This is a genomic window from Bradyrhizobium sp. S3.3.6 (assembly GCF_040546905.1).
In the GTDB taxonomy this organism is placed as follows: Bacteria; Pseudomonadota; Alphaproteobacteria; order Rhizobiales; family Xanthobacteraceae; genus Bradyrhizobium; species Bradyrhizobium cytisi.
On record NZ_JBEPOT010000001.1, the window covers coordinates 890,869 to 916,690 of the forward strand.

A 25,822-nucleotide genomic window follows, 5' to 3' on the forward strand; every position below is an offset into this window, starting at 1 on the left:
TGGCAACGGAGTTCCTTTACGCCGTGTTGCCCGCGTCGATCGTGAACACGGTGCCGGTGACGTTGCGGCCGCCCTCGCCGAGCAGATATTCCACCATGCGCGCGATGTCATCCGTCGCCGGCAATCGCCGCAGCGCGCTGCGGCCGGCGATGCGCTTGCGGCTTTCGTCGGAGAGATTGTGCGTGAGCTCGGTGTCGATGAAGCCCGGCGCGATCGCGTTCACGGTGATGCCGAGCTTGCCGACCTCGCGCGCGAGCGATCGGGTGAAGCCGGTGGCGGCGGCCTTGGTTGCGCCGTAGACCGAGAGGCCGTTATAGCCCGTCGTCGCGATGATCGAGGAGATGTTGATGATGCGGCCGGCGCCATCCGCCATCATCTGGCGCGCGACATATTTGGTGAGGATGATCGGCGACAGCACGTTGAGCTGCACCAGCGCTTCGATCTCGGAATTGTGCATGGTGGCGAGCAGGCCCTCGGTGCCGAGGCCGGCATTGTTGACGAGGCCGTAGGTCGGGCCGAATTCATCGCGCACGAGCTTTGCGAAAGCGGGGATCGCATCGATCACGGCAAGGTCGCAGGCGCGGAAGTGCAGCCGGCCTTCGGACCCGGCGATCGCGGCCTTGAGCTCGTCGCTCTCGCGCCGCGCGGCCGCGATCACGTTGTAGCCGGTGCTGGCCAGGCGCGTGCCGATCGCAAGGCCAATGCCGCGGCTGCCGCCGGTGACGAGAACATTATGCATCGGTGCGCGCCAGTTTGCCGGCCGGCGTGACGTCGAGCGCCTCGACGAAGCGGACCACCGCCGGCACCTTGTGGGACGCCAGCTGCGCGCGGCACTGATCCAGGATCTGGTCACGAATTTCCTTCGTGCGCGCCTGGTCGGTACCGTCGGCAAGGATCACGTCGGCGACGACGATGCCGCCCGTGATCGGGCTGCGCCGCGATTTCGCCCGCGACATCCGCACGTCGGGATGACAGTTGATCGCCGCCTCGATCTCCTCGGGATGAACTTTCAGCCCGCCGATATTGATGATGCCACCGCGGCGGCCGACGAAATAATAGCGGTCGCCGCGCAGTTCGACGATATCGCCACTATCGACGAAACCGTCGCCGTCGGTGAGCGCAGCCGCGTTACGGCCGATATAGGCGTGTGCCGTGCGCGTCGATCGGATCCGGAGCGAGCCGTCGACAACTTTCATCTCGACGCCGTTACGGTTGCCGAGATAGTTCGCTGGAAAACCTTCGAGCCCGTCATTGACGGCGAAGCCGACGCCGGCCTCGGTCGAGGCATAGGCATGGCCGACGGAGGAATTGGGGAACGCCGCCTTGAGGCCGTCGAGCACCGCCTGGTCAGCGATCTCCCCGGAGAGGCGAACATAGCCCGGCGCAAACTGCGCGGCGGAGCCGCTCATCAGGAGCTTGCGCCAGTGCGACGGCGTGCCGGAGATGTGCGAGACCCCGCGCGCGTTCAGCCGGGCAACGTGATCGGCGAGCGCCTCGTGCGGGTCCGACAGCACCATCGAGCCACCGGAGAGGACGGCGCGAAGGAAGATCTGCAGGCCGCCATAGCGCCGGATGTCATAGAACGTGGCCCAGACCGGCGCGGGGCCCTTGGCTGGGCCTTCGGCGACGATAGCGCCCGTGAGCGCTTCCAGCGTATGGCCGACGATTTTCGGCACGCCTGATGTGCCCGACGTCAGCATCAGCCATTCGGTCGCGCGCTCGGTCTGCGCAGGCGCGGTGGATTGAAGCGGCAATTGTGCAGTAACGACCAGCGACACGGCGGTCGCGGTCCAGCGATCCGGCTCGTCGGTGACGATAGCATCGATCCCGGCATCTGCGATCAGGGCGTCCAGATGCGCCGGGTCGAGATCCGGCGGGCACAGCAACATGCGACGGACGATACCGTCGAGCTCGATCATGGCGAGGCCCGACCGGAGCTGGTCCGACAGCTTCAGCAACACGGCGCGGCCGGACAGCTCGCGCAGGCTGCCGGCGAGGACGGTCTGCGACAAGATATCGGTCAGCGACACGACATGGTGCGCATCCGACAGGTTGCGGCCCTTCAGCTCCGCGCCGAGATGGTCACGGAGCGCAAAGATCTCACGCGGGGACATTTTCGTAGGCCCGCACGAAATCGCCCACGGTGGCGGGGAACGCTGCGTCCTCGGAAATGGTGAAGGGATCGACGCCGGTCTCGTCCTCGAGACGTGCGACCAGGATCGCGAAGGCGAGCGAGTCGAAGCCCGTCTCGTGCAGGGACAGATCGTCCGAGAGTGCGGGAAGCGTGACGTGCTGTTCCCTAGCGATCTGCTGAATCGCTTCAATGACCTTGGATCGTACCGACATGGCTGGCTCGCCTCTTACTTAGTTAATCGATCGTATGTCTTGCGGCGGCTCATGATGACCGCCTCCCTATGGCCGCTTGTTTACCTGACAGAAGTAAATGGCCTCTTGGACAATTCAGATAAAATTGGACCTATCTGTCGATTTTGCCGCGGCTACAGCCTGATCGTACCGTCCACGATCTGCGCAAAAGCCCTGGAATCGAGCGCGACATAGGCGCCGGATCTCGGCTCGAGCATGAACATCGCGTCTTCTATTGCACCCGGGTCAAAGCCCGCGCGCGCGAGCTCGCCCTTCTTCTGCTTGAATGTCTCGGTCGCATCGAGCTCGCGCGAGATGCGGATGAAGACCGGGCGGGCATAGGCCGGCAGCCGCTGCGCGAGATAGGCAGACAGTGCGGCGATATCAAATCCTTCGTTCACGACGATCGCGCTCATGCCGGCGCGGCCGTCGGCGCCGGGGATGCTGACGCCGTAGGTGGTGGCATCGACCACGCCGGTGAAATCGCGCACGGCGTCGTTGACCTCGGAGGTCGCGACGTTCTCGCCCTTCCAGCGGAAGGTATCGCCGATGCGATCGACGAAGTGGAAGAAGCCCTTGTCGTCGAGCCGCATCAGATCGCCGGTACGAAACCAGGCATCGCCCTTGGTGAAGACGTCGCGAAGGATCTTCTTCTCGGTCTCACCGGCATCGGTATAGCCCTCGAAGCGGCCACCGCCCTCGTCCGCGTTGCCGATACGGCCGATGGCCTCACCCGCCTCGCCGCGCGCGCAGGCGGTGCAGAAGCCCTCGCCATTGCGCAGCGGCGCGCCGCTGGCGGGATCGAGCCTGACGAGGCCTGCGGGAAAGCGATGCGCAAGCAGCGGCGGGATGCGGCCGATGGCGCCCGGCTGGCCCTCGACGTTGAACAGCGAGAAATTGCCTTCGGTCGCGGCATAGAATTCAAGAATGCTGGGAATGGCGAAACGGCCCTGGAAATCCTCCCAGATATCGCCGCGCAGGCCATTGCCGCAGACCAGCCGCAGGCAGTGACGGTTTTCGTATTCCGACGGCGGCGCCTTGAGCAGATAGCGGCAGAGCTCGCCGATATACTGAAACAGCGTACAGTCGTGCCGCACGATGTCGGGCCAGAAGTTCGAGGCCGAAAATTTCTCCGCGATCACCACCGCGCCGCCGGCGGCGAGCATGCTGCACGGCGCGACGATGCCGCCAACCGAGTGGAACAGCGGCAGGCAATCATAGAGCCGGTCCAGCGGCGTCGCGCCAGTGAGACCCGCGAACCAGAAACCCCAATTGAGGATGCGGCGATGGCTGATGCTGGCGGCCTTCGGCAGGCCGGTGGTACCGGAGGTGTAGATCAGCAGCGCGCGGTCATCGATGGTGACGACACCGTGCTCCTCCGGAGACAGCGCCCCGTCATCGAGCGCGGCAAGCGCAACATCGATCGCGCGCGCGCTGCGAGCATCGCCATGGGTCCAGATCTTGGCGTCGGTGTTCAGATGCGGCCCCGCGCTCTCCAGCGTCTCCGCGAGCTCATGCGCAACGATGATATGCGAGGGCTTTGCGACGTCGACGCAATGCGCGAGAGACTGCCCGACAAGCTTGGTATTGATCAGCGCCACTACGCCACCAACGCGGCTGATGCCGAGCCAGGCCGCGACATAATCGATGCCGTTCGGCATGATCAGGCCGACAGTATCTCCTTTGGCGACGCCGGCCGAGAGTGCCCAGCGCGCATAGCGGTTGATGCGCTTCGACAGGCCGTCATAGTCGAGGCTTCCGTCGTCTGTGACCAGCGCGACGCGGTCGGGCTGGCGACGTGCCCAATCGTCGACGACGTCGGCGAAGAGACGGCCCGGCCGCGTCTCGATCCGCGCAGTCAGCTCGATTGCCTTCAGCCAGATCTTTGAAGCCGAGGGCGCGCGCGCGGCTTTCGGTTGCTCGATGACGCCGGTGGTCATGCCGTTCATTCTTTCGGGCGGTATCTGCTTGTTCCCGGCAACTTAGCTCGCGCGTCCTGCCCAGGTGTTAAGAGACAAGGTAAAACTCGGTTAGCTCTCGATTAACTGCGATCATCCTTTACCAAGCCGACGGGAACGTCGTGCGGCCTGGGGCGATTCTTGCGATAGCAAATCCAGACTTTCGGACGTGCTGTGCGCGTCCCCTTCGCCGCAAGATGAACTGGAGGCTGCGATGATCACCAAGCGACACTTCCTTCAGACCGCCGCCTGTGCCGCGGCCACGCTCATCGCTCCGCGCGCCTTCGCGATCGGCAACCCGTCTTATCCGTCGCGCAGCGTGAAATGGGTGGTGCCCTATGCACCGGGCGGCGCCACCGACGTGCTGTCACGTCTGATCTGCCAGCGGCTGTCCGACCGGCTCGGCCAGACCTTCGTGGTCGAGAACAAACCCGGCGCCGGCAGCAATATCGGCACACAGGCGGTGATCACGTCCGCGCCAGATGGCTACACGCTGCTGTTGACCTCGACAGCGAATGCGATCAACGCCTCGTTCGATCCGGCGCTGCCGTACGATTTCGCCAAGGGCATCGCGCCGGTCGCCGGCGTTGCGCGCATTCCACTGGTGCTGGTCGTCAACAACGATTTGCCGGTGAAGAGCGGCTCCGACTTCATCGCCTATGCCAAGGCCAATCCCGGCAAGATGTCGATCGCCTCCTCCGGCATCGGCACCTCGCTGCATCTCTCCGGCGAATTGTTCAAGTCGATGGCCGGCGTCCAGTTCACGCATGTGCCGTACCGCGGCTCCGCGCCGGGCCTGACCGACGTGATGAGCGGGCAGATCCAGGGCATGTTCGACAACGTCACCTCGTCGTTCGAGCTGGTGCGCACCGGCAAGCTGCGCGCGCTCGGCATCACCACGCGCGATCGCTCGGAGATTTTGCCTGACGTGCCACCGATCGCCGACACACTTTCCGGTTACGAGACATCCTCGTTCTACGGCGTCGGCGCTCCCTACGACACGCCGCGCGAGATCGTCGACCTGCTCAATGGCGAGGTCGACGCGGCGCTGTCCGACGCCGGGATCAAGGCGCGCCTCGCCGAGCTCGGCGCGATCCCGCTGCACGGCAATGCAGGCGCGTTCGGCGGCATGCTGACCGCCGAGACCGAGCGCTGGCGCAAGGTGGTGGAGCTGTCGGGGATCAGGAAAGAATAGCTCGCGGCTTCTACGCGCCAAGCAAGCGGATCGTCATCCCGGACGACCGCATCACAATCCGTCAGTACACCTGCTTATGACGCCTGCGTGGCGGGGGCGGCGGCTTATCGAAAGCGTAATAGGGATTGACGTCGCAGCTGGCCGCGAGGCCCGATGCCGTGGCGCGGCACTGCTCCAGCGAAGTGAAGCTGCAGTCGAAATAGCCGCCGCCGCCACCACCACCCAAGCCGCCGCCACCACCCGTGTATTTGTGCATGCACACCGGGTAACGCGGATCATAGGTCTGGGCGCTGGCATCTGCCGCAACGAACAGCGTGGCAATGGCGGTGAGGGTCAGGAGAGGCAGGCGCATCGGACATTTCCTCGAATTGGTAGCAACGGCAGGCGTTATGCCATTTCGATATGGCACAACGGCGCGAAAGAAGCGATCGTTCCTACTCATACCTCTCCCGCTTGTGACAAGCATCAAAAACGATCCGACACGGCGCCGTAACGATCCGAAACGGTGAAGGCGCTCCGTGCCCGACCCGCACTGAACGCATATCTCCGTACAACCATCCTTCGACCAAGGTCGCACGCCACCGGCGCAGGAATCCGTTCGCACGTCTGGGCGAACGGACTAGTCTCTCGATCACAACGCTGGCCCAGGCCCGATGACGTTCCAGGGCAATCAACAAACATATGGGCTGGAGGAAACGCACATTCGCGCTCGGGCTTTTGAGCGCGGCTCCGCCGTGCGCGGGGAGAAGATGCGCTGGCCAACCTTTGGTCCCAGAGCATGCAAGAGAGCTTCTCGTCTCCGTTCATCCGCTATCCGATCGGCACCTCGCTGCTGATGGCGGGCATCCTGTTCGTTGGCCTCGTGGCCTACCCTCTGCTGCCGGTTGCGCCGCTGCCGCAGGTCGACTTTCCGACCATCCAGGTTTCCGCGTCGCTTCCCGGCGGTAGCCCCGAAACCATGGCCTCCTCCGTGGCGCAGCCGCTCGAGCGCCAGCTCGCGCAAATCCCGGGCATCGCGCAGATGACGTCGACGAGCTCGCTCGGCTCGGCATCGATCACCATCCAGTTCGATCTTAATCGCCTGATCGATGCCGCCGCCAACGACGTGCAGGCTGCGATCAACGCAGCGAGCGGCCAATTGCCGAAGAACCTCCCCTCGCCGCCGACTTATCGCAAGGTCAACCCGGCGGACTCGCCGATCATGATCCTGTCGGCAACTTCCGACACGCTGCCCCTGACCACCGTCAGCGACCTTACCGACGCCCAGCTTGCGCAGCAGATCAGCCAGATTCCGGGTGTCGCGCAGGTGTTTGTCGGCGGGCAGCAGAAGCCCTCGGTGCGCATCCAGGTCGATCCGGCCAAGCTGGTCGCCAAGGGCCTGTCGCTGGAGGACGTGCGCAGCCAGATCGCGGTTGCGACCACGGACAGCCCGAAGGGCAACATCGACGGCACGCGGCGCGCCTACACTGTCTACGCCAACGACCAGCTGCTCGAGGCTACGCAGTGGCAGGATGTGATCATCGCTTATCGTAACGGAGCGCCTTTGCGGATTCGCGACATCGGCGAGGCGGTGTCGGGACCGGAGGACATGAAGACCGCTGCCTGGGCCGACGGCAAGCGCGGCGTATTCCTCGTCATTTTCAAGCAGCCAGGCGCCAACGTCATCGAGACGGTCAACCGCATCACGCAGAAGCTGCCGCGGCTGATCGCGGCGATCCCGCCCGCGATCAGCATCAAGATCATCAGCGACCGCACCATCACCATCCGCGCCGCGGTCGACGAGGTGCAGATCACGCTCATGATCACCATCGCGCTGGTGGTGATGGTGATCTTCATCTTCCTGCACAGCTTCTGGGCCACGATCATCCCGAGCATCACCGTGCCGCTGGCCCTGCTCGGGGCCTGCTCGCTGATGTGGGTGTTCGGCTACTCGGTGGACAATCTCTCGCTGATGGCGCTGACCATCGCGGTCGGCTTTGTGGTCGACGACGCTATCGTGATGCTGGAGAACATCACGCGCTATGTCGAGCGGGGCGAGAACCCGGTCACCGCCGCCTACAAGGGCGCGGCCGAGATCGGCTTCACCATCGTCTCCATCAGCATATCGCTGGTCGCCGTGCTGATCCCGCTGCTGCTGATGGGCGGCATTATCGGCCGGCTATTTCGCGAATTTGCGGTGACGCTGTCCATGGCGATCTTCGTCTCGCTCGTGGTGTCGCTGACCCTGACGCCGATGATGGCCTCGCGTTTTCTACGTTCCGGCCACGAGGCCCGCGGCGGCCGCTTCTACCAATGGAGCGGGCGGCTGTACGAGCGGCTGCTCGGCGCCTACGAGCGCGGGCTCGACCTCGCGCTGCGGCATAGTCTCGTCACGCTCTGCGTTTTTTTCGCCACCGTCGCGCTGTCGGCGCTGCTGTTCATCCTGATCCCCAAAGGCTTCTTCCCGCAGCAGGACAACGGATTCCTCACCGCGGTGTCGGAAATGCCCCAGGACATCTCCTTCGCCGAGATGAAGCGGCGGCAGGAGGCGCTCAATGCCATTGTGCAGGCCGACCCCGCCGTCGATTCCATCGCGATGTTCATCGGCGGGGGTGGCACGGCGCTCAATTCGGGGCGCATGTATATCACGCTGAAGCCGCTCGGGGAGCGCGACGCCAATGCGCAACAGATCATCGCGCGGCTGCGGCCGAAGCTCGCCAAGGTCGAGGGCGCGCGCCTCTATATGCAGGCCTCGCAAGACGTACGGCTCGGCGGTCGCGCCACCCGCACCCAGTTCGAGTTCACGCTCCAGGACGCCAATCTCGCCGAATTGGACGCATGGGCGCCCAAGATCCTGACGGAGATGAGAGGCCTGCCGGAGCTTCGCGACGTAGCCACCGACCAGCAGACCGAGGGCACGACGGTGCAGCTCACGATCAATCGCGACACCGCCGCACGCTACGGCATCCAGCCGCAGTTGATCGACGACACGCTCTACGATGCCTTCGGCCAACGCCAGGTGGCGCAATATTTCACGCAGACCAACAGCTATCATGTCGTGCTCGAGATCACGCCGGCGCTGCAAGGCAAGCTCGACACGCTCGACAAGCTCTACATCAAGTCGCCGCTGAGCGGCGACGAGGTCCCGCTCTCTGTCATCTGTCGCTGGACCAACGAGCCGGTGCGGCCGCTCGCGATCGCGCATCAGAGCCAGTTTCCGGCGGTGACGATCAGCTTCAACCTTGCCGAGGGCGTTGCGCTGGGACAGGCGACCGCCGCCGTAATGCGCGCGGTCGGCGAGATGGGTGCGCCGCCGACGCTGTCAATGAGCTTCCAGGGGACTGCGCAGGCGTTCCAGCAGTCGCTCGGCACCGTGCCGATGCTGATCCTCGCCGCACTCGTCGTGGTCTATCTGGTGCTGGGGGTGCTGTACGAGAGCTATATCCATCCGCTGACCATCCTGTCCACGCTGCCGTCGGCCGGCGTCGGCGCGATCGCGATCCTGATGGTCTTCGGCTTTGATTTCAGCCTGATCGCCCTGATCGGGGTCATCCTCCTGATCGGCATCGTCAAGAAGAACGGCATCATGATGGTGGACTTCGCCATCGCCGCCGAGCGCGAGCAGCATCTGACGCCAGAGCAGTCGATCCGCCAGGCAGCACTGCTGCGCTTCCGGCCGATCATGATGACGACGATGGCGGCGCTGCTCGGCGGCGTCCCCCTGATGCTCGGCACCGGCACCGGCGCCGAGATCCGTCAACCGCTCGGCTACGCCATGGTCGGCGGTCTCGTGGTCAGCCAGGCGCTCACCTTGTTCACGACCCCCGTCATCTACCTTTACCTCGACCGCTTCTCCAACACGTTGTCACGCTGGATGGAGAAGAAGCCGAAGCCGGAGGCCGAGAGCGAAGAGCAGAAGGACGCGGCGGAGTGAGCTGGGCTCGCGCTAACCCAGCCCCTGCAGCACCAGCCGGTTCAGCCTTGCGGCAAACGCGGCGGGATCCTCCGGCAGCTCGCCGTCCAGAATCTGCGCCTGTTCGAGCAGGAGCAGGCTGAGATCGTCGACCGTCTTCGAGCCGGCCTGCGCCCTGGTGATCGCCGTGACCATGGGATGGCGCAAATTGATCTCCAGGATCGGCCTGGTGCGCATGCCGCGGTTCTGCTGCGCCAGGATGCGCTCGAGCTCGCGGCTCGGACCCTGGCTGTCGGCGACGAGGCAGGAGGCGGAGCTGGTGAGGCGGGTCGAGGCCTTGACATCGCTGACGCGCTCGCCAAGCGTCGCCTTGATCACCGCGATGGTGGCGGCCTCGTCCGCCTCGGGCTCGTCCTTCTTCGCCTCGTCCTTCTCGTCGACGCGCGGGATCAGGTCGAGATTGAGATCGCCCTGACTCAGCGACTTCAGCGGCTTGCCCTCGAACTCGGTCGGCATCGAGGTCCAGAACGCATCGACCGGATCGGACAGCAGCAGCACCTCAATGCCGCGTGCGGTCGCAGCTTCCAGCCGCGGACTGGACTTCAGCCGCTCGATGCTGTCGCCGACGAGATAATAGATCTCGGTCTGGTTCGGCTTGAAATCGGCGACGACGTCCTTGAGCGCGCGCTTCTCGCCGGTGGTGGTGGTGAAGCGAGACAGCGCGAGCAACTTCTCGCGGCGCTCGAAATCCTCGTAGATGCCCTCTTTCAGCACCGCACCGAAGGCGTCCCAGATCCTTGCGAAATTCTCCGCATCCTTCTCGGCGAGGGTTTCGAGCTCGTTGACGACGCGGGTCGCAACGGCCTTGCGGATCTGCACCAGCTGCGGGTTGTTCTGGAGCATCTCGCGCGAGATGTTGAGCGGGAGATCCTCGCTGTCGACGACGCCGCGGATAAAGCGGAGATAGCCGGGCAAGAGATCCGCATCATCGGTAATGAAGACGCGGCGGACATAGAGCTTGACGCGGCCCTTGCGGTTCGGCTCGAACAGATCGAACGGCTTGGTCGACGGCGCGAACAGCAGCACGGCGTAGGAGTAGCGGCCCTCGGCGCGATAATGCAGCGTCATCGCAGGATCGTCGAAGGCGGAGGCAATCTGCTGATAGGCCTTCTTGTAGTCCTCCGTCGATAGCTCGGATTTCGAGCGCTGCCACAGCGCGCTCGCCGAGTTGATCTGGCGCGGCTCGCCCTCTTCCGGCACGAGCTCGATCGGGAAGAGGATATTGTCGGAATAGGCACTAACGATGCGCTCGATCTCGTAGGTCTCGAGATATTTCTTCGCATCGTCCTTCAGGTGCAGCACGATCTCGGTGCCGCGCGCCACGCGGGCCGCCTCCTCGTCGCTTGCGCGTGCGATCTCGAAGCCGGAGCCGCCTGAGGACGTCCAGGTCCAGACATCGCTCTCGCCGGCGCGGCGGCTGACGACGACGATCTTCTCGGCGACCATGAAGGCGGAATAGAAGCCGACCCCGAACTGGCCGATCAGGCCGAGGCCGTCCTTGGCCTCCTTCAGCTTCGACACGAAGGCCTTGGTGCCGGAGCGGGCGATGGTGCCGAGATGCTCGATCAGCTCCTGCCGCTCCATGCCGATGCCGTTGTCGGCGATCGTGAGCGTCGTGGCCGTCTTGTTCGGGATGATCCGGATCTTGAGCGCGTCGCCCTCACCCAGCAGTGCAGGACTGGCGATCGCCTCGTAACGCAGCTTGTCGCAGGCATCCGAGGCGTTGGAGACCAGCTCGCGCAGGAAGATGTCGGTCTCGGAATAGACGGAGTGCACCATCAGGTGCAGCAGTTCGGAAACCTCGGCCTGGAAAGGCTGCGTGTGCGTGGCCGTATCGGACGTCGTCATGCGTTTACCCGGTCAATCAAAAGTGAAGAAACCCGGGATATAACGCGATGGGATAGGGGATCAAGTGGACATGTAGGACCGCCGTCCCGGCGGGAGGCCGGTTTTGCATGTGGGACGAGGCCGATCAGGTCACGCAGCGGCCGGGCTGCAGCAGCTTGGCGACCTCGGTCAGGGAGCTGACCATCGGCTCGCAAGCGATCGTCGGCTTGCGGCCCGGCTTCAGCATCGTAGGAGCGGACTTGGCGTTGCCGGTCTCGATCACCGCGGGGACCCGGAGCAGCACGGACGTATCGGTCAGATCGTTCAGCCGCATCGAGACGGTGCGGGTGGCAACCGCCGCCGGCTTCAAGTCGCCGAGCCGGTCGGACTTGCCGGCACGATTGACGTCGTGACTAGCAACGCTGCGAGCTGAGGTTTGGGCCGGCTGTTCGGCGAGCGCCTGCCAGCGGTCGGCCAGATCGTGGCCGGAGGCCAGTTGCACCGCGCCAACCTGGACGGCGCCAAGCGTCGCGGCGAGTGCGACGGCACCAAAGAATACCTTTTGAAAAAATACCTTTTGAATCTGTGGCATAGCTGTCGGCCCCTCGCCCCATGGCGGTCAAGGGAACAACGCGAGCGGAGGGCCGGAGTTTCCCGGACGTTAAGATCACTTAACCGTGTGCGGAAACCACAGAATGCCTGCGAAAAATTTTTGCAGGCCGCTTGGAACGACTCCTGCGCCGGGGAGTCGTCTCAGCAGCCGGCTATTCCCCCCTGCCCCATAAGCCGGCGATGTAGGGCGCGACTGTGGTGATGCCAGTCGCGCCTTACTTTTGTCTGCGCAAATCTCGCCAACCAAAATTTCCGCCCCACCTTCCGCCCCCAAGGGCGGATCATCCAGGGGTATATCTTTCCAGATCGACGTTCACGCGACCGTTGCGGAGAGCATCCCAATTTGCGTCCGACCCGTCCCCCCAGGGAGGACACGAGTCGGACGCCGGTTATTCACGTCTCGCGTCGGTCAGCCCAAGGCTGAGACATTAGCGCAATCAACAGGCAAGATCGCGGCTTCGCAATCTTCCGCGGCGGATTGCCCAGCGTTCATGGCTATGGCGCATCACGCGATCGAGCGCCGCCCGTGAACCCAAGGTCTTCTCGGGGATGCAGGCGATGACGGCATTGCGATCCTCGATGAATTGCTCGTCGACAATCCATGTCCGCAGTTCTTCACCGGCGAGCCTTGCTGCGATCCGGTCGGGCGTCGGATCAATGTCGTGGGCGACCAATACGTTCATCACGATCCGACCGCCCGGTGCCAAGCGGGCGCGGATGGCGTCGCAGGTCTCAGCATCAAACTCTTCCGTGAAACGGAATCCCGGTCCACCAACGTCGATCGCAATGCCGTCGTAATATGCGCGGTCATCGAACACGAATTTTCGAAAGTCGGAGACGATGCATGGCAACTCGTCCGGAAGATCGAAATACTTGTGCGCGAGCACGAAACTGATCGGGTTAATGTCGACGATGGTCAATCTCTTGCCGAGACGCCACAGGCGTGTCGCAAGATTTCCGCCGCCACAACCCAGGACGAGGATCTGTTCGGACCGAGACAAGAGTTCGTCCATGAGCTTCACATAGGTGAAGACGCTTTCGCCGTCTGGCGTCGCCTGGCTTTGCCGGATGCCGTCTTCGAAGTACACGCGCGTGCCATCCCAAGAACATTCGACGATATCGATCTGTCCGTTCCTCCCTTGATAACGACCCAACAATTTCACGACACCAAAGACCTTAATCGGCGGGCATTAGAACACATGCATTAAACATCTCTTATCATGTAATTTGCGGTGCGCCAACTGTTTCGACTATCGCTGATAATGTTTCCGCATTCCGGGAGAAAAATTCGATACAAGTCTCCGACCTCTATCCCTTTAGGGCGGTGCGATCCGGTCACTGATATATTGTGCATCTAAATTGATGCTTGAAGTTGGATTTTGGATGGTGTAAATATACTGCATGAGGATCGCACTGGAGGCCGCCATTTCATGATCACGGCCAATCAACTCAGGGCTGCTCGCGCGCTCCTGAATATAGACCAGCGGCAGACGGCCGAACTCGCTGGCCTTTCAGTCCCCACCATTCAGCGCATGGAAGCGAGTGACGGAGTTATCCGTGGGAACGTCGATTCTCTGATGAAATTGGTTTCTGCGCTGGAGAATGCCGGGATCGAATTGATCAATCCGGGCGTTGCGAGCTCGGCCGGGGGTCGAGGCGTTCGCCTCAGGGAGCACGTCGCGAAGCCGAAAATGAAGAACATGAAGCAGCCCAAGCCCTCTTCGCCGCGAACTTTGGAACGGGCGCGATAACCCGCCGAGGCAAGATGGGTTTCTCGATCGAGGCCCCCTGCGATCACGCCGGCCTGGAATAGCCCTCCCACCGAACTTCAAATGGAATTGGCGTGATCGGCCGTCCGATCGAGCAGGGCGAGAAGTCCCTGCAAGATCATGTTGGGCGGCGGAGGACAGCCGGGAATATGAAGATCAACGGGAACTACCTGCGAGACCCCTCCTACCACCGCATAGCTGCCGGCGAAGCAGCCGCCATCCCGAGCGCAATCTCCCACGGCGACGACCCATTTCGGGTTGGGGGTCGCATGATAGGTGCGCTCCAACGCCTCGCGCATGTTCTTCGTCACCGGCCCGGTTACCATCAATACATCGGCATGACGCGGCGACGCTACGAACCGGAGGCCGAAGCGCTCGACGTCGTAGTAGGCATTGTTCAACGCGTGGATTTCAAGTTCGCATCCGTTGCAAGATCCAGCATCGACCTCGCGTATCGAGAGGCTTCGGCCGAGACGCCGTCGTGCCGCGCGACCGACGGCCGTGGCGAGCTCGGTCACTGCGGCGTCGTCCGGTGACGGTGCTTGCTCGGTGAACGGCCGGCGAAACAGGCTCTCAAAAAGCAGCTTGCGCATCTGGTGCCGTTCCTCAGAGATCGTGGCCCGAATAGGAGCAATTGAAGGATTTGTTGCAGAGCGGAAAGTCGGCGATGATGTTGCCCTCGATCGCGGCCTCCAGAAGCGGCCATTGAAACCACGACGGGTCGCGCAGATGGCATCGTTCGACCCGGCCATCCCGCAAGCGGAGCCAAACCAGGACGTCGCCGCGAAATCCCTCGACGATCGCCATGCCTTCCCGCACCTCCCGCCGATGCCCCGCATGCGTTCCCGGCGGGCCATCGGGAAGCCGGTCCAATATTTGGTCGATCAGCAGAAGGCTCTGTTCGACCTCGCGCACGCGGATCCAGACGCGTGCGTTGACATCCCCCTCGTTCAGGACCGGGACTTCGAAGCGCAGCGCGTCATACGGTGGATACTTAAGTGTGCGTCGCGCATCGAAGGACCGACCGGATGCGCGGCCTATGTAGCCTCCAGCGGCATACTGCTTGGCAAATGCGGGCTTAAGCACGCCCGTATCGACCGTGCGATCTTGCAGCGATGCCGTATTGTCGTAGAGCTCGACCAAAGCAGGAAACCGCTGGCGGATGTTATCCAGCGCCGCCTGGATGGCTTCCCTCCCTTCATCGTTAAGGTCGCGGGTCACGCCACCGGGCACGATAATATCCCGCATCAGCCGATGACCGAATGCGATATGGGATGCGCGCAGAATGCTCTCTCGCAACACGCTGCAAAGAGCGTGCATCAGCGCGAAGGACGCGTCGTTGCAGATTGCACCGATGTCGCCGAGATGATTGGCGAGCCGCTCGAGTTCCGCGAGCAGCGCACGCAGCCAAACTGCACGATCGGGCACGACAAGCTGCAAGGCTGCTTCGGCCGCTCGCGAAAACGCAAAGGCGTAGGCGACTGTGCTGTCGCCTGACACGCGTCCGGCGAGCTGAACAGCCCGTTCGAGATTGGCTCCAGCCATGAGACCCTCGATACCCTTATGGGTATATCCCAGCCGCTGTTCCAGCCGGGCCACGGTCTCACCGCTGGCCGTAAACCGAAAATGCCCCGGTTCGATAATTCCCGCATGCACCGGACCGACCGCGACCTGATGCAGGCCGTCGCCCTCCACCGGCAGGAAATGATAGGGCGGCGCCTTCGAAAATGCGTTGATGCGGTTTCCCAAGGGGAAGCGAACGGCCCAACGGTCGTGATCAAGCCACGGACGAGTATCGGGCAAGCCTTCCGCTGACAATCCGAACAGATCGTTGATGGTGCGCTCCAATCGAAGCGCTGGCGGGTGGTGTTTGCCGACTGAAGGATAAGCGCGGTCGGGGCAATCCAGGCTGACAGTGGCAACTTCTGCCGTATGTCCATCCATAATCGCCATGTGCACCGTTGAGGGTTCCCCCCAAAGGCCGAGCAGGCTCCAGCGTCCGTGTGCCAGCTCACTTGCCGCAAACGTCCAAACGGAAGCATCGACTACAGCTCGCGGCCACGGGCTGTGTTGTTGGACCGGGCGGCCCTCCAGCAATAGATCGATCAGCGATGGCATATCCCGTTGATCTCCAAACTATCCAAGAAGGCGAGCCACGTGCTGGAACCAGGTAACGAGCGGCGCTGGAAGATAGATTCCCGCAATCAGAACCAGCGAGAGATGGGCAAACATCGGCACATAGGAAGCCTCGGCTGACTTCGTGCTGCCGCGAGGCTCGCCAAATGCGACGCTTGTCAGACGCAACGTCAAAGCGCCGAAGGCCAACAACAGCCCGAATACCAGTACGATCGCGAGCAGGGGCTGGCGTGCGAAGGTCGAGCTTACGACCAGAAATTCGCTCATGAAGATGCCGAGCGGCGGCACGCCGGCGATCGCGACGACGCCCGTCACCAGGCACCAGCCGAGCGCCGGATGGGTCACGGTCAAGCCCCGGATCCCGGAGATTCGCTGCGTGCCCTTGATCTGCGATATATGTCCGACCGCGTAGAAGATCGCGGACTTGGTCAGACTGTGCATCACCATGTGCAACAGTCCCGCGAAATTGGCGAGCGGGCCGCCCATGCCGAACGCGAACACGATGATGCCCATGTGCTCGATCGACGAATAGGCGAACAGCCGTTTGATGTCGCGTCGACGGTAGAGCATGAAAGCTGCGAAGACGAGCGAAACCAGGCCCATCGTCACCATAAGGGGGCCAGGAGCGATCGCTGCCGGATTGGCGGCCAGCAATATCTTGAAGCGCAATAGTGCGTAGAGCGCGACATTCAGCAGCAGCCCCGACAGTACCGCCGATATCGGCGTCGGACCTTCGGCGTGGGCGTCGGGCAGCCATGCGTGCAGCGGCGCCAAACCGACCTTGGTGCCGTAGCCGAGCAGCAGGAATATGAAAGCGACGTTGAGAAGCGCGGGATCGAAATTCGCGGCATGTCGGATCAACAGGGTCCAGATCATGCCGTCCTGGCCCTCGCCCACAACCGGCCGCGCCGCCATGTAGACCAAGATCGTGCCGAACAGGGCGAACGCTATTCCGACGCTCCCCAGAATGAAATATTTCCATGCCGCTTCCAAAGCGGCGTGGCTTCGATAGATGCCGACCATCAACACTGTGGTGAGCGTCGCAATTTCCACCGCGACCCACATCAGGCCGATATTGTTCGACACGAAAGCCAGGTTCATGCCGAACATCATGGTCTGATACATGGCGTGGTAGAAACGCAGATAAACCGGTGTCAACCGACCAGTCTCCAGTTCATGCGCGATGTAGCTGGCGCTAAACATGCTGGTCGTAAACCCCACGAAGGTGTTGAGCACGATGAAGACGATGTTGAGATCGTCGACGAGCACGTACGGCCCCGGCGGTGGACGTGCGATGACGAACAACGAGAGGGATGAAAGAAATGTCGCCAAGCTCGCCACGACGTTCAACCGCGCCGTCAGCCGATAACCCGGCAGTATGGCCAGCAACGCTGCCGAGCCGATCGGAATTATCAGGACAGCCGCCACCGGATCGAAGGAAAGTACGTTCATCGCCGTTCGCCCCGGTAGTCGTCGAGCGCGGAGACATCGACGGAATCGAAACGTTCGCGGATCCGGAACAGGAAGATGCCGATGACGATGAAGGCGATCAGGATCGAGAAGGCGACGCTGATCTCGACCACCAGCGGCATGCCCTTGGCGCCGGTTGCCGCCAGCACCAGCCCATTCTCGAGCGACATGAATCCGACGACCTGGCTGACGGCGTTGCGACGGGTCACCATGACCAGAAGTCCGAGCAGCACGACCGACAAGGCAAAAGCGAGATCCTCGCGCGCCAATGGATCGGCCTCCGCGGTCACCCGCAGCATCAGCACCATTGAGAGGGCAACTAGTGCCATCCCGGCCAGCATGGTCGGGCCGATCCCCACTGCCGATTCGATGTCGCGATGGATCCCCAGCTGCTTGACGATGCGATGCAGCGCCACCGGAATGATGATCGCTTTGAAGACGAGGGCGATTGTTGCCGTGATGTAAAGATGAGGTGCGTCCTGGACGAAGGCCTGCCAAGCGACGGAAAGCGCGAGCACAAGGGCATGAAGCGCAAAGACGTTGAGCAGCGAATAGAGCCTATCCTGGTACAGCATCATGAAGCTGATCAGGACGAGTCCGCCAGCCAGTGTGTGCGAAACGTCGAAGGAGAGGCTGTGCATCTGCATCAGAAGCTCTTTGACACGAACAGGAGAAGGGTGCCGAGCAGGCCCAGCATGAGAGCCGCACCGAGAAATTGCGGAACGCGAAAGACCCGCATTTTCGCCGTGGCGGTCTCGAACAGTGCGAGGAAAAAGCCCGCAGCCGCGAGCTTGACGAGGTAGGCGACGGCGCCGATGGCATAGGACAATGGACCGGTACCGAAGACTGCTATCTTCCAAGGCAGGAACACGCATGCGATCAGCGAGATATAGAGCAATAGCTTGAGAAAGGCGCCGAACTCGATCATCGCGAGATGACGGCCCGAATATTCGAGAACCATCGCTTCGTGCACCATGGTGAGCTCCAGGTGCGTCGCAGGATTGTCGACCGGAATTCGCGCGTTCTCCGCCAGGGCCACCATGATGAGCGCGATCACCGCCATTCCCAGCGATACCCGCAAGCCGACATACGACGAGGCCATGAAATTTGCGACCGTCGAAAGTTGGGTCGAGCCGGCAACCAGGGCAACACAAAATACAACCAGCAGCATCGCCGGCTCCGCCAGTGCAGCGATCATGACTTCGCGGCTGGCGCCGATGCCGCCAAAACTGGTGCCGACGTCCATGCCGGCCAGTGCCAGAAAGAAGCGCGCGCTTCCGAGCAGCGCCACGATGGCAATCAGGTCCGCCGTCCAGTTGAAGAGAAGGCCGGTAGCGAACGTCGGCACCAGGGCCGCGGCAACCCAGATCGCGGCGAAGGTCACATAGGGTGTTACGCGGAACAGCCAGGAGGCGTTGTCCGCCAGCACCACTTCCTTGCGGAGCAATCGCAGGAGATCCAGATACGGTTGAAAGACCGACGCTCCCCGGCGACGCACCAGACGGGCCTTCATCTTGCGCACAAAGCCGGTCAGCAGCGGCGCCAGCAGCAGCACCAGGAGCATCTGCACGCCTTGCACAAGAATGTCCGGCATCACGACCATATTGCGAGGACCAGAAGGAGTGTGACGAGGGTCGCAAAAACCAGGCTGAGATACCGCCGGATGGTCAGGAACTGCAGGCGATTGAGTTTATCCGCAGCGAAGCCAACGACGCCCGCTATCGGCTCATACATTCCCTCCCAGATCAGATCGTGCGATTCGATTCGCAGGCGCGCTGGCCTGATATCCCCGGGGGCCGGCATCTCGACATGATCGCTGGCGTGGAACACGAGCGTACCGAAAACGCGGCGAATGGGCTGAGCGAAGCTTCCGCCCGAATATTGGGCCGCGGGTGTCGGATCGGAAAACCCACAGCCCCAGGCCGGACCCCGCCTTAACGCATGAGAGGCAAAGCGATGAATAAAGACAACGGCGAACGAGGCGGATATCGCGATGAACACCATAACAAGCAATCCATTGTATGAACTGCGACTCTCCGCAATCGGCACGATCGAAAGCCAGGGCTCGTTGATCTGGATCGGCATGCGGCCGCCGAGGATCTGTAGCGTGATCGGCGAAAGCGCGTCGATCACCAGCCCCGGCAAAATTCCGGCCAGCAAGCAAAGCGCGGCGAGGATGAACATTGCCGAAAGCGAGTAGTGGTCGACTTCCTCCGCGGTTTCCGCCGCCACGCTACGTGGTCGCCCGAGAAAGGTCACGCCGTATGCCTTGACGAAACACGCCGCGGCTAACGCGGCAGCCAGGGCCAATAGAGCACCGACCGCAGGCACGGTGATCTTCAGCGCCCATTGCGGCAACTCCGGGCTCTGCAGCACGGCCTGGAACATGAGCCATTCCGAGACGAAGCCGTTGAAGGGTGGAAGCGCCGATATCGAGACACAGCCGACGAGAACGGCGAAGCTTGTGAACGGCATGCGGTGAATGAGACCACCCAGCTTGTCCATGTCCCGCTCGCCGGTCGCGATCAGGACGGCGCCGGCGCCGAAGAAAAGCAGACTCTTGAAGAAGGAGTGATTGAGAACGTGAAACAAGGCAGCAGCGAACGCGAGCGCGGCCAGCAGTTTCAGGCCGTTGGCCTGGAAGGCCAATGCAAGGCCGAGGCTTGCGAAGATGACGCCGATATTTTCGATCGTGCTGTAAGCGAGCAGGCGCTTGAGGTCCTTTTCCATCATCGCATACAAGATGCCCATTACGGCGGTGATGCCGCCAAGAGAAAGCACGATCACACTCGCCCACCAGCTCGGCTGTCCCAGCAGATCGAATACCACGCGAATAAAGCCGTAGATCGCGACCTTGGTCATGACACCGCTCATCAGCGCCGAAACGTGGCTGGGCGCTGCCGGATGAGCGAGCGGTAGCCAGACGTGCAGCGGCACCAGGCCGGCCTTTGAACCGGCTCCGAGCAGCATCAGGATCAACACCAACGTGGCCACGTAGGGCGTATGTTGAGCCGCGCGAATGGCGGCAAATTCGTAGTCTCCGGCCGGTCCCGCCAAAAGGCCGAAGGCCAGCAGCAATGCGAGCGTGCCGAAGCTCGCCATGACGAGGTAGACGTAACCGGCTTTCGCGTTGCCCGGTTCACGATGGTGCGCCATGACGAGCGCCCAGGACGCGAGCGACATGAATTCCCAACAAAGCAGATAGGAAAACGCGTCGCCCGCCAGCACCACAAGATTCATTCCTGCTAGAAAGGCGGGGAAGAAGGGCAACACGCGCTGCGGAGCCTCCTCATGATGGCCGTAACCGAGACCATAAAGGCTTGCCGATGTCCCTCCGAGATTGACGACAACAAGAAAAAACGAAGCCAGCCCGTCGAGCCGGAAATGGGCGCCAAGCCACGGCAATCCGATTGGGAGGGTCAGATCGGTGGCGTTCGTCGTATCGCCCAGCAACCAGTGAATGGATCCAATCAACGCAATCGCAGACGCGGCTAACGTCGCGCTATAGATGATGGCCGTGGCGATCGTTGAGCGGCTGAGAACAATCGCCAGGACTGCCGATCCAAGCATTCCGGCGACACAGAGCATTTGCAAGACGACAGCCGACATTACCTGCGCGCCTTCATTCCGCTTGGTGCTTTGTTTTCTATCCGATTGCTCAAATAGATTTTTGCCGATCCAGAATTGACTTTCAGGCGCACCCCGCGTCCCTCGGCGCTACTGACCGCCCCTTCGTCTATCAACTCAATGCCGGCGGCGTCGAGAGCCGCGATCAGCTTCACCAGCGAATCGACATTGCCCCGAACCATTTTCTCACTGGCCTCCATACGTTGGATGGTTGGCACCGAAAGCCCGGACATTTCTGCGAGCCGGCGCTGATCGATGCCGAGGAGCACCCTCGCCGCTCGCAATTGAGCCGCTGTAATCATCGGATTGCACTACTATCCGGGTTCGATCGAATACTATGCATCATCCCTGCATCGTAATTAATCATGTTATATTGTCAAGAAGTGATATTTAAAACATCTAATCTAAGCGCAAACGCCTCCGGGAATTGTCGGCATCCAATGCGTCGCGCGCAATGACGGTGGAAATTCGTGAAGGGCGCGGCGTTGGCCCGGTTCGACAGCCTGCGTAATGCCAAGGGCGGGACGCCGACACCCGCGCTTAGGCTCGAGATGCAACGCGCGATGCAGACCTACGCGACGGTGTTTCGGTCGCGAAGCATAGGCAGGCAAGTCTTGGCTGGAGTGCCCGACACTATCGGCCGAGCCCCGCAAGCCAGTCCCGCCCCTCGCCATAGAGCTTCTCGACCTCGGGGCCGGTCAGGCCCGGCATGTCGCGCTTGACCTTGTAGCCGATCAGCTCCTGCATGTAGGCGAGGTGGCGGTAGCCCTCAGGCAGCGCGGCGAGCGCTTGCTGGTCAAGGCGGAGGGCTGCGGCAGGATCGACCGGATCGATCCGATCCTTCTCGTAGATCGGCTGGCGGCGCACGATGCCCCATTTGCCAATACCGGATTGGTCATGCCGCTTCTCCACGAAATCGTAGAAGCGCCCGGTGCAGACGACGTCGCAGAGCACGTCGTGCACCAGGGCCCGCTGCGAGATCGTCATCTTGGTTTGCGCAATGGCCCGCTCGCCGGCGAGGTCGATGCTGGCGCCGCCGAGGAAATGCAGGATGCGCACGCCCTTGGCAAAGCCCTCCTGGCTGACGCGCATGAAATCCCGCGCCGGCCCCTGAAACCAGGTGGCGGACATCCAGCCTTCTTCGTGCCAGACCGTGGCAAAGCGCTCCCAGTCACCGGCGTCGCGCCACACCGCCCAGTTCTCGACGAGGTCGCGAATGGCGAGGCGGTCGAGGAGTTGCTGGTCCATGATGCGAAATCTCCGGGTGGCCTGAGGCGGCGATGGGTGTCATCGCGGCGAAATATCAACGGGGCAATCAGCTTGCCGTCAAGCGCGCGATGCCTCTCAGCTGCTCGAGTTGCCCACAGCGATGCAAACGCGGTACGAGCAGCGAGCCTTGCAATCAACCCGACCGCGATTAATATCGGCGTCGATGCAGATGAAATTCCCCTTGTTGGCAGCGCTACTTGGATTGCTCGCGGCTTTCCCCGCGCGTGCGCAGACCGATACGCCGACTGAGAGCGTCAAAGCCTGGAAGGCGAGGCTCGCCGCACACGTTGCCAGCAACAAGTATTTTCCGGCGGAAGGATTAGGCCAAACTGGCAAAGCCAAAGTCGCATTCGTCATCGACCGATCCGGCAGATTGATCTCGCGGGCGCTGGCCGAAAGCACCGGCTCGCGGGCGCTCGACGATGCTGCGCTAATGATCATTGCTCGCGCCGAACCCTTTCCGGCACCTCCTTCGGAATTGAAGGATGAGTCGTTCTCTTTCACTGTGCCGATTATCTTCGCCGGTCGTCAATTTCAGGTGCCGCCGTACGGGCTCCTACTGAGCGGGGCGGACCCAAGCCTTCCGGAATCCGATCCTTTGGCCGCCTGGCACAAGGCGGTCACTGAGCATGTCTGGCGCAACAGGGCGTTTCCTCCGGAGGCAATGGGTCAGAAAGCGAATGCTGGAGTCACCTTCGTGATCGACCGCGCAGGCAAATTGATCTCGAGCGCTTTGGTGGAAAGCACGGGCTCCCCGGCGCTCGATGCGGCCGCTCTCAAGATGGTGGAGCGAAGCGAACCATTTCCAAAGCCGCCTGCCGAGGCCAAGGACGACCTGCAACGAATAACCATCCTTATGACGCTCGACGGAACGCACCCCGTGGACGGAGCATGGGCAGACGAAGCCAAATTAAAGGCCAAGCTTAACAGCGTCTGCCGAGGCTGCTGACATAAGATATCGGCAACAAAAAAACGGCGCGTCTTGCGATGCGCCGTCTTCGTATTTGATGCAGATATTCTTACGCCGCCGGCGCCTTCGGCGTGCGGTTGCGCGAGTTGCGCTGGAAGAACAGCGCCTGGCTTGCCACCGCCGACACCATCGCGGGCTGGAACGGCTTTGAGATCAGGAAAGCCGGCTCCGGACGCTCGCCGGTGAGGAAGCGCTCCGGATAGGCGGTGATGAACACCACCGGCACCTCGAAGGTGCGGAGCAGTTCGTTGACGGCATCCAGACCCGACGAGCCGTCGGCGAGCTGGATGTCGGCGAGGATGAGACCCGGCCGCTTGTTCTTGGCCAGCGCCACCGCATCGGCATGGGTGCGCGCGACGCCAACGACATTGTGACCGAGATTCTTCACCAGGCTCTCGAGGTCCATGGCGATGAAGGTCTCGTCCTCGATGATCAGGACGTCTGTCGCGATCTCGGCCGCCATCTCGCGGCCGGCGGCATCGGCCAGCCGCCGCGTCTCGGCGACATCGGTCGCGAGAATATAGGCGACTTCCTCTTCCGAAAATCCTTCGAGCGAAAGCAGCAGGAAGGCCTGCCGCGGCAGCGGCGTGATATTGGACAGCCGCCGCTCCGGCGGCATCGGCAGTGTCGCCACCTCGGCGTCGTCATTGACCGAGACGGAATTCCAGATCTGGGTGAACAGCCGGAACAGGCCGGCGCGCGGCCCATGGCTCTCGTCGAGCACCGACGGATCCCCCAGCATGGCTTCCAACATGGCTGCGACATAGGCGTCACCGGAGGCCTGGCTGCCCGTCAGGGCGCGTGCATACCGGCGCAACAACGGCAAGTGCTCAGCAACAAGCTGCGAACGGGACATCCCCACTCCATTCATTTCGGGCCAGCCTCAAAAATCAGGAACTACAAGGGGGAGACCCGGGTTCCCCTACTGGGGCTAATTACGCTTCAGGATAAGAAAAGTTCCCATGGGCCTGGGAACTTTTTGTCGAAGCTCGAATTGAACTCATCCAGGGAACGGCTCCCGGTTGAGAAAACTTCTCGATTTTGCAGTCACTTAACTCGGGGAAACGTGGAACAGGTCATGAAAGATCTCAAGTCTCAAGCCAGCAAAAGCACGACCCCCGGCAAGGGAGGCCTCACTCCGGAGATCCAATCCCGGATCGGGCACCAACTGCGCGCCATGTACGACGACGTCGTGCGGCAGGGGGTTCCGGACCGGTTCGCGGAGCTCATCAAGAGGCTTGATGCGCCGGGAGGTGGATCCCAGAACGAGAATGGGGCTGGGGGCTCCAACGACAACAATGGGAGGGATTAATGCCTCTCACGAACTCCCTGCGTGACGACATCCTCGCGGCCGTGCCGAGCCTTCGCGCGTTCGCGATCTCGCTCAGCGGCAATGCGGACCGCGCCGACGATTTGGTTCAGGAGACGCTGTTGCGCGCACTCGCCAACATCGACTCATTCCAGCCCGGCTCCAACCTGCCGGCGTGGCTGTTCACGATCCTGCGCAACCTATTCCGCTCCGACTATCGCAAGCGGCGGCGCGAGGTCGAGGATGCCGAGGGCAACTATGCCAAGACGCTGAAGACGCAGCCCTCGCAGAACGCACATCTTGAGTTCGAGGAGTTTCGCACCGCGCTCGAGAAGCTTCCGCAGGACCAGCGCGAAGCGCTCATCCTGGTCGGCGCCTCTGGCTTCTCCTATGAGGATGCGGCCTCGATCTGCGGCTGTGCGGTCGGCACCATCAAGAGCCGCGTCAACCGCGCGCGCTCGAAGCTCGCCGCGCTGCTCTATGTCGACGGCGCCGAGGACTTCGGGCCCGACGAGACCGTGCGCGCCGTAATCGGCGGCAGCGGCGGATAGCGCGTCAATCGACTGAAGGCGACAGCTGTGAAGGCGGCTGTTTGCGCGATCGCCTTTACGTGCGTGTGGGCAGTTTATTTCCGCTCAGTCACTTCTCGACGAACGTCACTGTGTCGACGACGGTTGCGCGCGAGGTGCGGTAGCTGTTGACCTGGTGCGCGTGGTCGGCATAGCCGAACGAGATGCCGCAGACGACACGGCGGTCGTCGGCCAGGTTGAAGTGACGATGGATCAGGCCGGAATGGCGCGCAAGTGCTGCCTGCGGAATCGTGCCGAGCCCGAGCGCCTGGGCCGCGAGCATGAAATTCGACACGTACGCCCCGCAATCGATCGCACCGTAGATGCCGAGCGGCTCGCTGGTGTGAATGATCGCGACATGCGGTGCGCCGAAGAAATTGTAATTCTCCAGCGCCTGCCTGGCGTAGCCCATCTTGTCGCCGCGGGGGATGCCGAGCGTGTTGTAGAGCTGGAAGCCGCTCTCGCGGCGGCGTTCGAGATAGACGCCGACATATTCACGTGGCGGCGTGAAATCATAATCGTCGCCGAGGCCGCCCGATGCCTCCTTGTAGATCAGCTGGCGGAAGCGCTCCTTGGCCTCGCCGCTGGCGATGATGACCTGCCAGGGCTGGCTGTTGCACCAGGATGCGGTCCGCTGTGCCGTGGTCAGCACATGCTCGATGGTGGCGCGGTCGACGTCCTTGGGGAGAAACGCGCGGACGGAGTAGCGCTCGTTGAGGAGCCCTTCTAGCACGCCGATGCGGTCTTGGGTCTGATTTGCTTTAGCGTCCATTGCCTAGCTCGCTTTCGTGCCCC

Annotated in this window: 24 protein-coding genes; 6 read left to right on the plus strand and 18 right to left on the minus strand. The window is 62.3% G+C overall.

Annotated elements, in window-relative coordinates; genetic code table 11:
• Positions 1–16 precede the first annotated feature (16 nt).
• The 4 genes from ABID59_RS04290 to ABID59_RS04305 form a co-directional block, all read right to left on the minus strand.
• A complete protein-coding gene (locus ABID59_RS04290) occupies positions 17–739 on the minus strand; it encodes an SDR family NAD(P)-dependent oxidoreductase (RefSeq protein ID WP_148751754.1) in 723 nt (240 codons plus the stop codon).
• Positions 732–2,114, minus strand: a complete 1,383-nt coding sequence (locus ABID59_RS04295; protein ID WP_354082532.1) for a class I adenylate-forming enzyme family protein — start codon at positions 2,112–2,114, stop codon at positions 732–734. The genes ABID59_RS04290 and ABID59_RS04295 overlap by 8 nt, the downstream gene beginning before the upstream one ends.
• The gene (locus ABID59_RS04300; RefSeq protein ID WP_008135396.1) at positions 2,101–2,346 is read right to left on the minus strand and encodes an acyl carrier protein; all 246 of its coding nucleotides are present in this window, start codon (positions 2,344–2,346) and stop codon (positions 2,101–2,103) included. The genes ABID59_RS04295 and ABID59_RS04300 overlap by 14 nt, the downstream gene beginning before the upstream one ends.
• 152 nt (positions 2,347–2,498) lie before the next feature.
• Positions 2,499–4,313, minus strand: a complete 1,815-nt coding sequence (locus ABID59_RS04305) for a long-chain-acyl-CoA synthetase (RefSeq protein ID WP_354082533.1) — start codon at positions 4,311–4,313, stop codon at positions 2,499–2,501.
• Between the two features lie 223 nt (positions 4,314–4,536).
• On the opposite strand from ABID59_RS04305, the gene ABID59_RS04310 reads away from it, so the two are divergent.
• Positions 4,537–5,517, plus strand: coding sequence for a Bug family tripartite tricarboxylate transporter substrate binding protein (locus ABID59_RS04310; RefSeq protein WP_148751752.1), 981 nt, complete (start codon positions 4,537–4,539; stop codon positions 5,515–5,517).
• Between the two features lie 61 nt (positions 5,518–5,578).
• Here the strand turns inward: ABID59_RS04310 and ABID59_RS04315 are convergent, their stop codons facing one another.
• Positions 5,579–5,869: a DUF3551 domain-containing protein gene (locus ABID59_RS04315; RefSeq protein WP_148751751.1), complete on the minus strand. Its 291-nt coding sequence runs from the start codon at positions 5,867–5,869 to the stop codon at positions 5,579–5,581.
• Positions 5,870–6,295: 426 nt separating this feature from the next.
• On the opposite strand from ABID59_RS04315, the gene ABID59_RS04320 reads away from it, so the two are divergent.
• Positions 6,296–9,430 carry an efflux RND transporter permease subunit gene (locus tag ABID59_RS04320; protein ID WP_354082534.1) on the plus strand — a complete coding sequence of 1,045 codons (3,135 nt, stop codon included), beginning with the start codon at positions 6,296–6,298 and terminating at the stop codon, positions 9,428–9,430.
• Positions 9,431–9,442: 12 nt separating this feature from the next.
• Here ABID59_RS04320 and htpG read toward each other — a convergent pair whose 3' ends face one another.
• From htpG to ABID59_RS04335, 3 genes are all read right to left on the minus strand, one after another.
• Positions 9,443–11,317 carry a molecular chaperone HtpG gene (gene htpG / locus ABID59_RS04325; protein ID WP_354082535.1) on the minus strand — a complete coding sequence of 625 codons (1,875 nt, stop codon included), beginning with the start codon at positions 11,315–11,317 and terminating at the stop codon, positions 9,443–9,445.
• 124 nt (positions 11,318–11,441) lie between these two features.
• Positions 11,442–11,888, minus strand: a complete 447-nt coding sequence (locus ABID59_RS04330; protein ID WP_148751748.1) for a hypothetical protein — start codon at positions 11,886–11,888, stop codon at positions 11,442–11,444.
• Positions 11,889–12,345: 457 nt separating this feature from the next.
• A complete protein-coding gene (locus ABID59_RS04335; protein ID WP_246229911.1) occupies positions 12,346–12,996 on the minus strand; it encodes a spermidine synthase in 651 nt (216 codons plus the stop codon).
• A gap of 342 nt (positions 12,997–13,338) precedes the next feature.
• On the opposite strand from ABID59_RS04335, the gene ABID59_RS04340 reads away from it, so the two are divergent.
• Positions 13,339–13,659: a helix-turn-helix domain-containing protein gene (locus ABID59_RS04340; RefSeq protein WP_148751746.1), complete on the plus strand. Its 321-nt coding sequence runs from the start codon at positions 13,339–13,341 to the stop codon at positions 13,657–13,659.
• A 77-nt stretch (positions 13,660–13,736) separates the two neighbouring features.
• On the opposite strand, the gene ABID59_RS04345 is transcribed toward ABID59_RS04340, so the two are convergent.
• The 8 genes from ABID59_RS04345 to ABID59_RS04380 form a co-directional block, all read right to left on the minus strand.
• Positions 13,737–14,270, minus strand: a complete 534-nt coding sequence (locus ABID59_RS04345; RefSeq protein WP_148751745.1) for an NADH-quinone oxidoreductase subunit B family protein — start codon at positions 14,268–14,270, stop codon at positions 13,737–13,739.
• Between the two features lie 13 nt (positions 14,271–14,283).
• On the minus strand, positions 14,284–15,795 hold the full coding sequence (locus ABID59_RS04350) for a hydrogenase large subunit (protein ID WP_354082536.1): 1,512 nt from the start codon (positions 15,793–15,795) through the stop codon (positions 14,284–14,286).
• A gap of 18 nt (positions 15,796–15,813) precedes the next feature.
• Positions 15,814–17,265 (minus strand): hydrogenase 4 subunit F, encoded by a 1,452-nt coding sequence (locus ABID59_RS04355; RefSeq protein WP_354032827.1) that lies wholly within the window; start codon positions 17,263–17,265, stop codon positions 15,814–15,816.
• A complete protein-coding gene (locus ABID59_RS04360; protein WP_187434909.1) occupies positions 17,262–17,924 on the minus strand; it encodes a hydrogenase-4 component E in 663 nt (220 codons plus the stop codon). Before ABID59_RS04360 ends, ABID59_RS04355 begins: the two co-directional genes overlap by 4 nt.
• Positions 17,925–17,929: 5 nt before the next feature.
• On the minus strand, positions 17,930–18,886 hold the full coding sequence (locus tag ABID59_RS04365) for a respiratory chain complex I subunit 1 family protein (protein ID WP_354082537.1): 957 nt from the start codon (positions 18,884–18,886) through the stop codon (positions 17,930–17,932).
• Entirely contained in the window at positions 18,877–20,892 is a 2,016-nt protein-coding gene (gene hyfB / locus ABID59_RS04370; protein WP_354082538.1) for a hydrogenase 4 subunit B, read from the minus strand. Before hyfB ends, ABID59_RS04365 begins: the two co-directional genes overlap by 10 nt.
• Positions 20,892–21,212 (minus strand): helix-turn-helix domain-containing protein, encoded by a 321-nt coding sequence (locus tag ABID59_RS04375; RefSeq protein WP_354082540.1) that lies wholly within the window; start codon positions 21,210–21,212, stop codon positions 20,892–20,894. Before ABID59_RS04375 ends, hyfB begins: the two co-directional genes overlap by 1 nt.
• Positions 21,213–21,543: 331 nt before the next feature.
• Entirely contained in the window at positions 21,544–22,158 is a 615-nt protein-coding gene (locus ABID59_RS04380) for a nuclear transport factor 2 family protein (protein WP_354082541.1), read from the minus strand.
• A 190-nt stretch (positions 22,159–22,348) separates the two neighbouring features.
• On the opposite strand from ABID59_RS04380, the gene ABID59_RS04385 reads away from it, so the two are divergent.
• Positions 22,349–23,128, plus strand: a complete 780-nt coding sequence (locus tag ABID59_RS04385; protein WP_354082542.1) for an energy transducer TonB family protein — start codon at positions 22,349–22,351, stop codon at positions 23,126–23,128.
• A gap of 70 nt (positions 23,129–23,198) precedes the next feature.
• On the opposite strand, the gene ABID59_RS04390 is transcribed toward ABID59_RS04385, so the two are convergent.
• Entirely contained in the window at positions 23,199–24,005 is an 807-nt protein-coding gene (locus ABID59_RS04390) for a response regulator (protein ID WP_187434896.1), read from the minus strand.
• A gap of 222 nt (positions 24,006–24,227) precedes the next feature.
• Between ABID59_RS04390 and ABID59_RS04395 the strand changes: the two genes are divergently transcribed.
• Together ABID59_RS04395 and ABID59_RS04400 are read left to right on the plus strand one after the other, a co-directional pair.
• Positions 24,228–24,461 (plus strand): NepR family anti-sigma factor, encoded by a 234-nt coding sequence (locus ABID59_RS04395; protein ID WP_187434895.1) that lies wholly within the window; start codon positions 24,228–24,230, stop codon positions 24,459–24,461.
• Positions 24,461–25,009, plus strand: coding sequence for a sigma-70 family RNA polymerase sigma factor (locus ABID59_RS04400; protein ID WP_128954138.1), 549 nt, complete (start codon positions 24,461–24,463; stop codon positions 25,007–25,009). The genes ABID59_RS04395 and ABID59_RS04400 overlap by 1 nt, the downstream gene beginning before the upstream one ends.
• An 88-nt stretch (positions 25,010–25,097) precedes the next feature.
• On the opposite strand, the gene ABID59_RS04405 is transcribed toward ABID59_RS04400, so the two are convergent.
• Positions 25,098–25,799, minus strand: a complete 702-nt coding sequence (locus ABID59_RS04405) for a nitroreductase (protein WP_354082543.1) — start codon at positions 25,797–25,799, stop codon at positions 25,098–25,100.
• Positions 25,800–25,822: the final 23 nt, after the last annotated feature.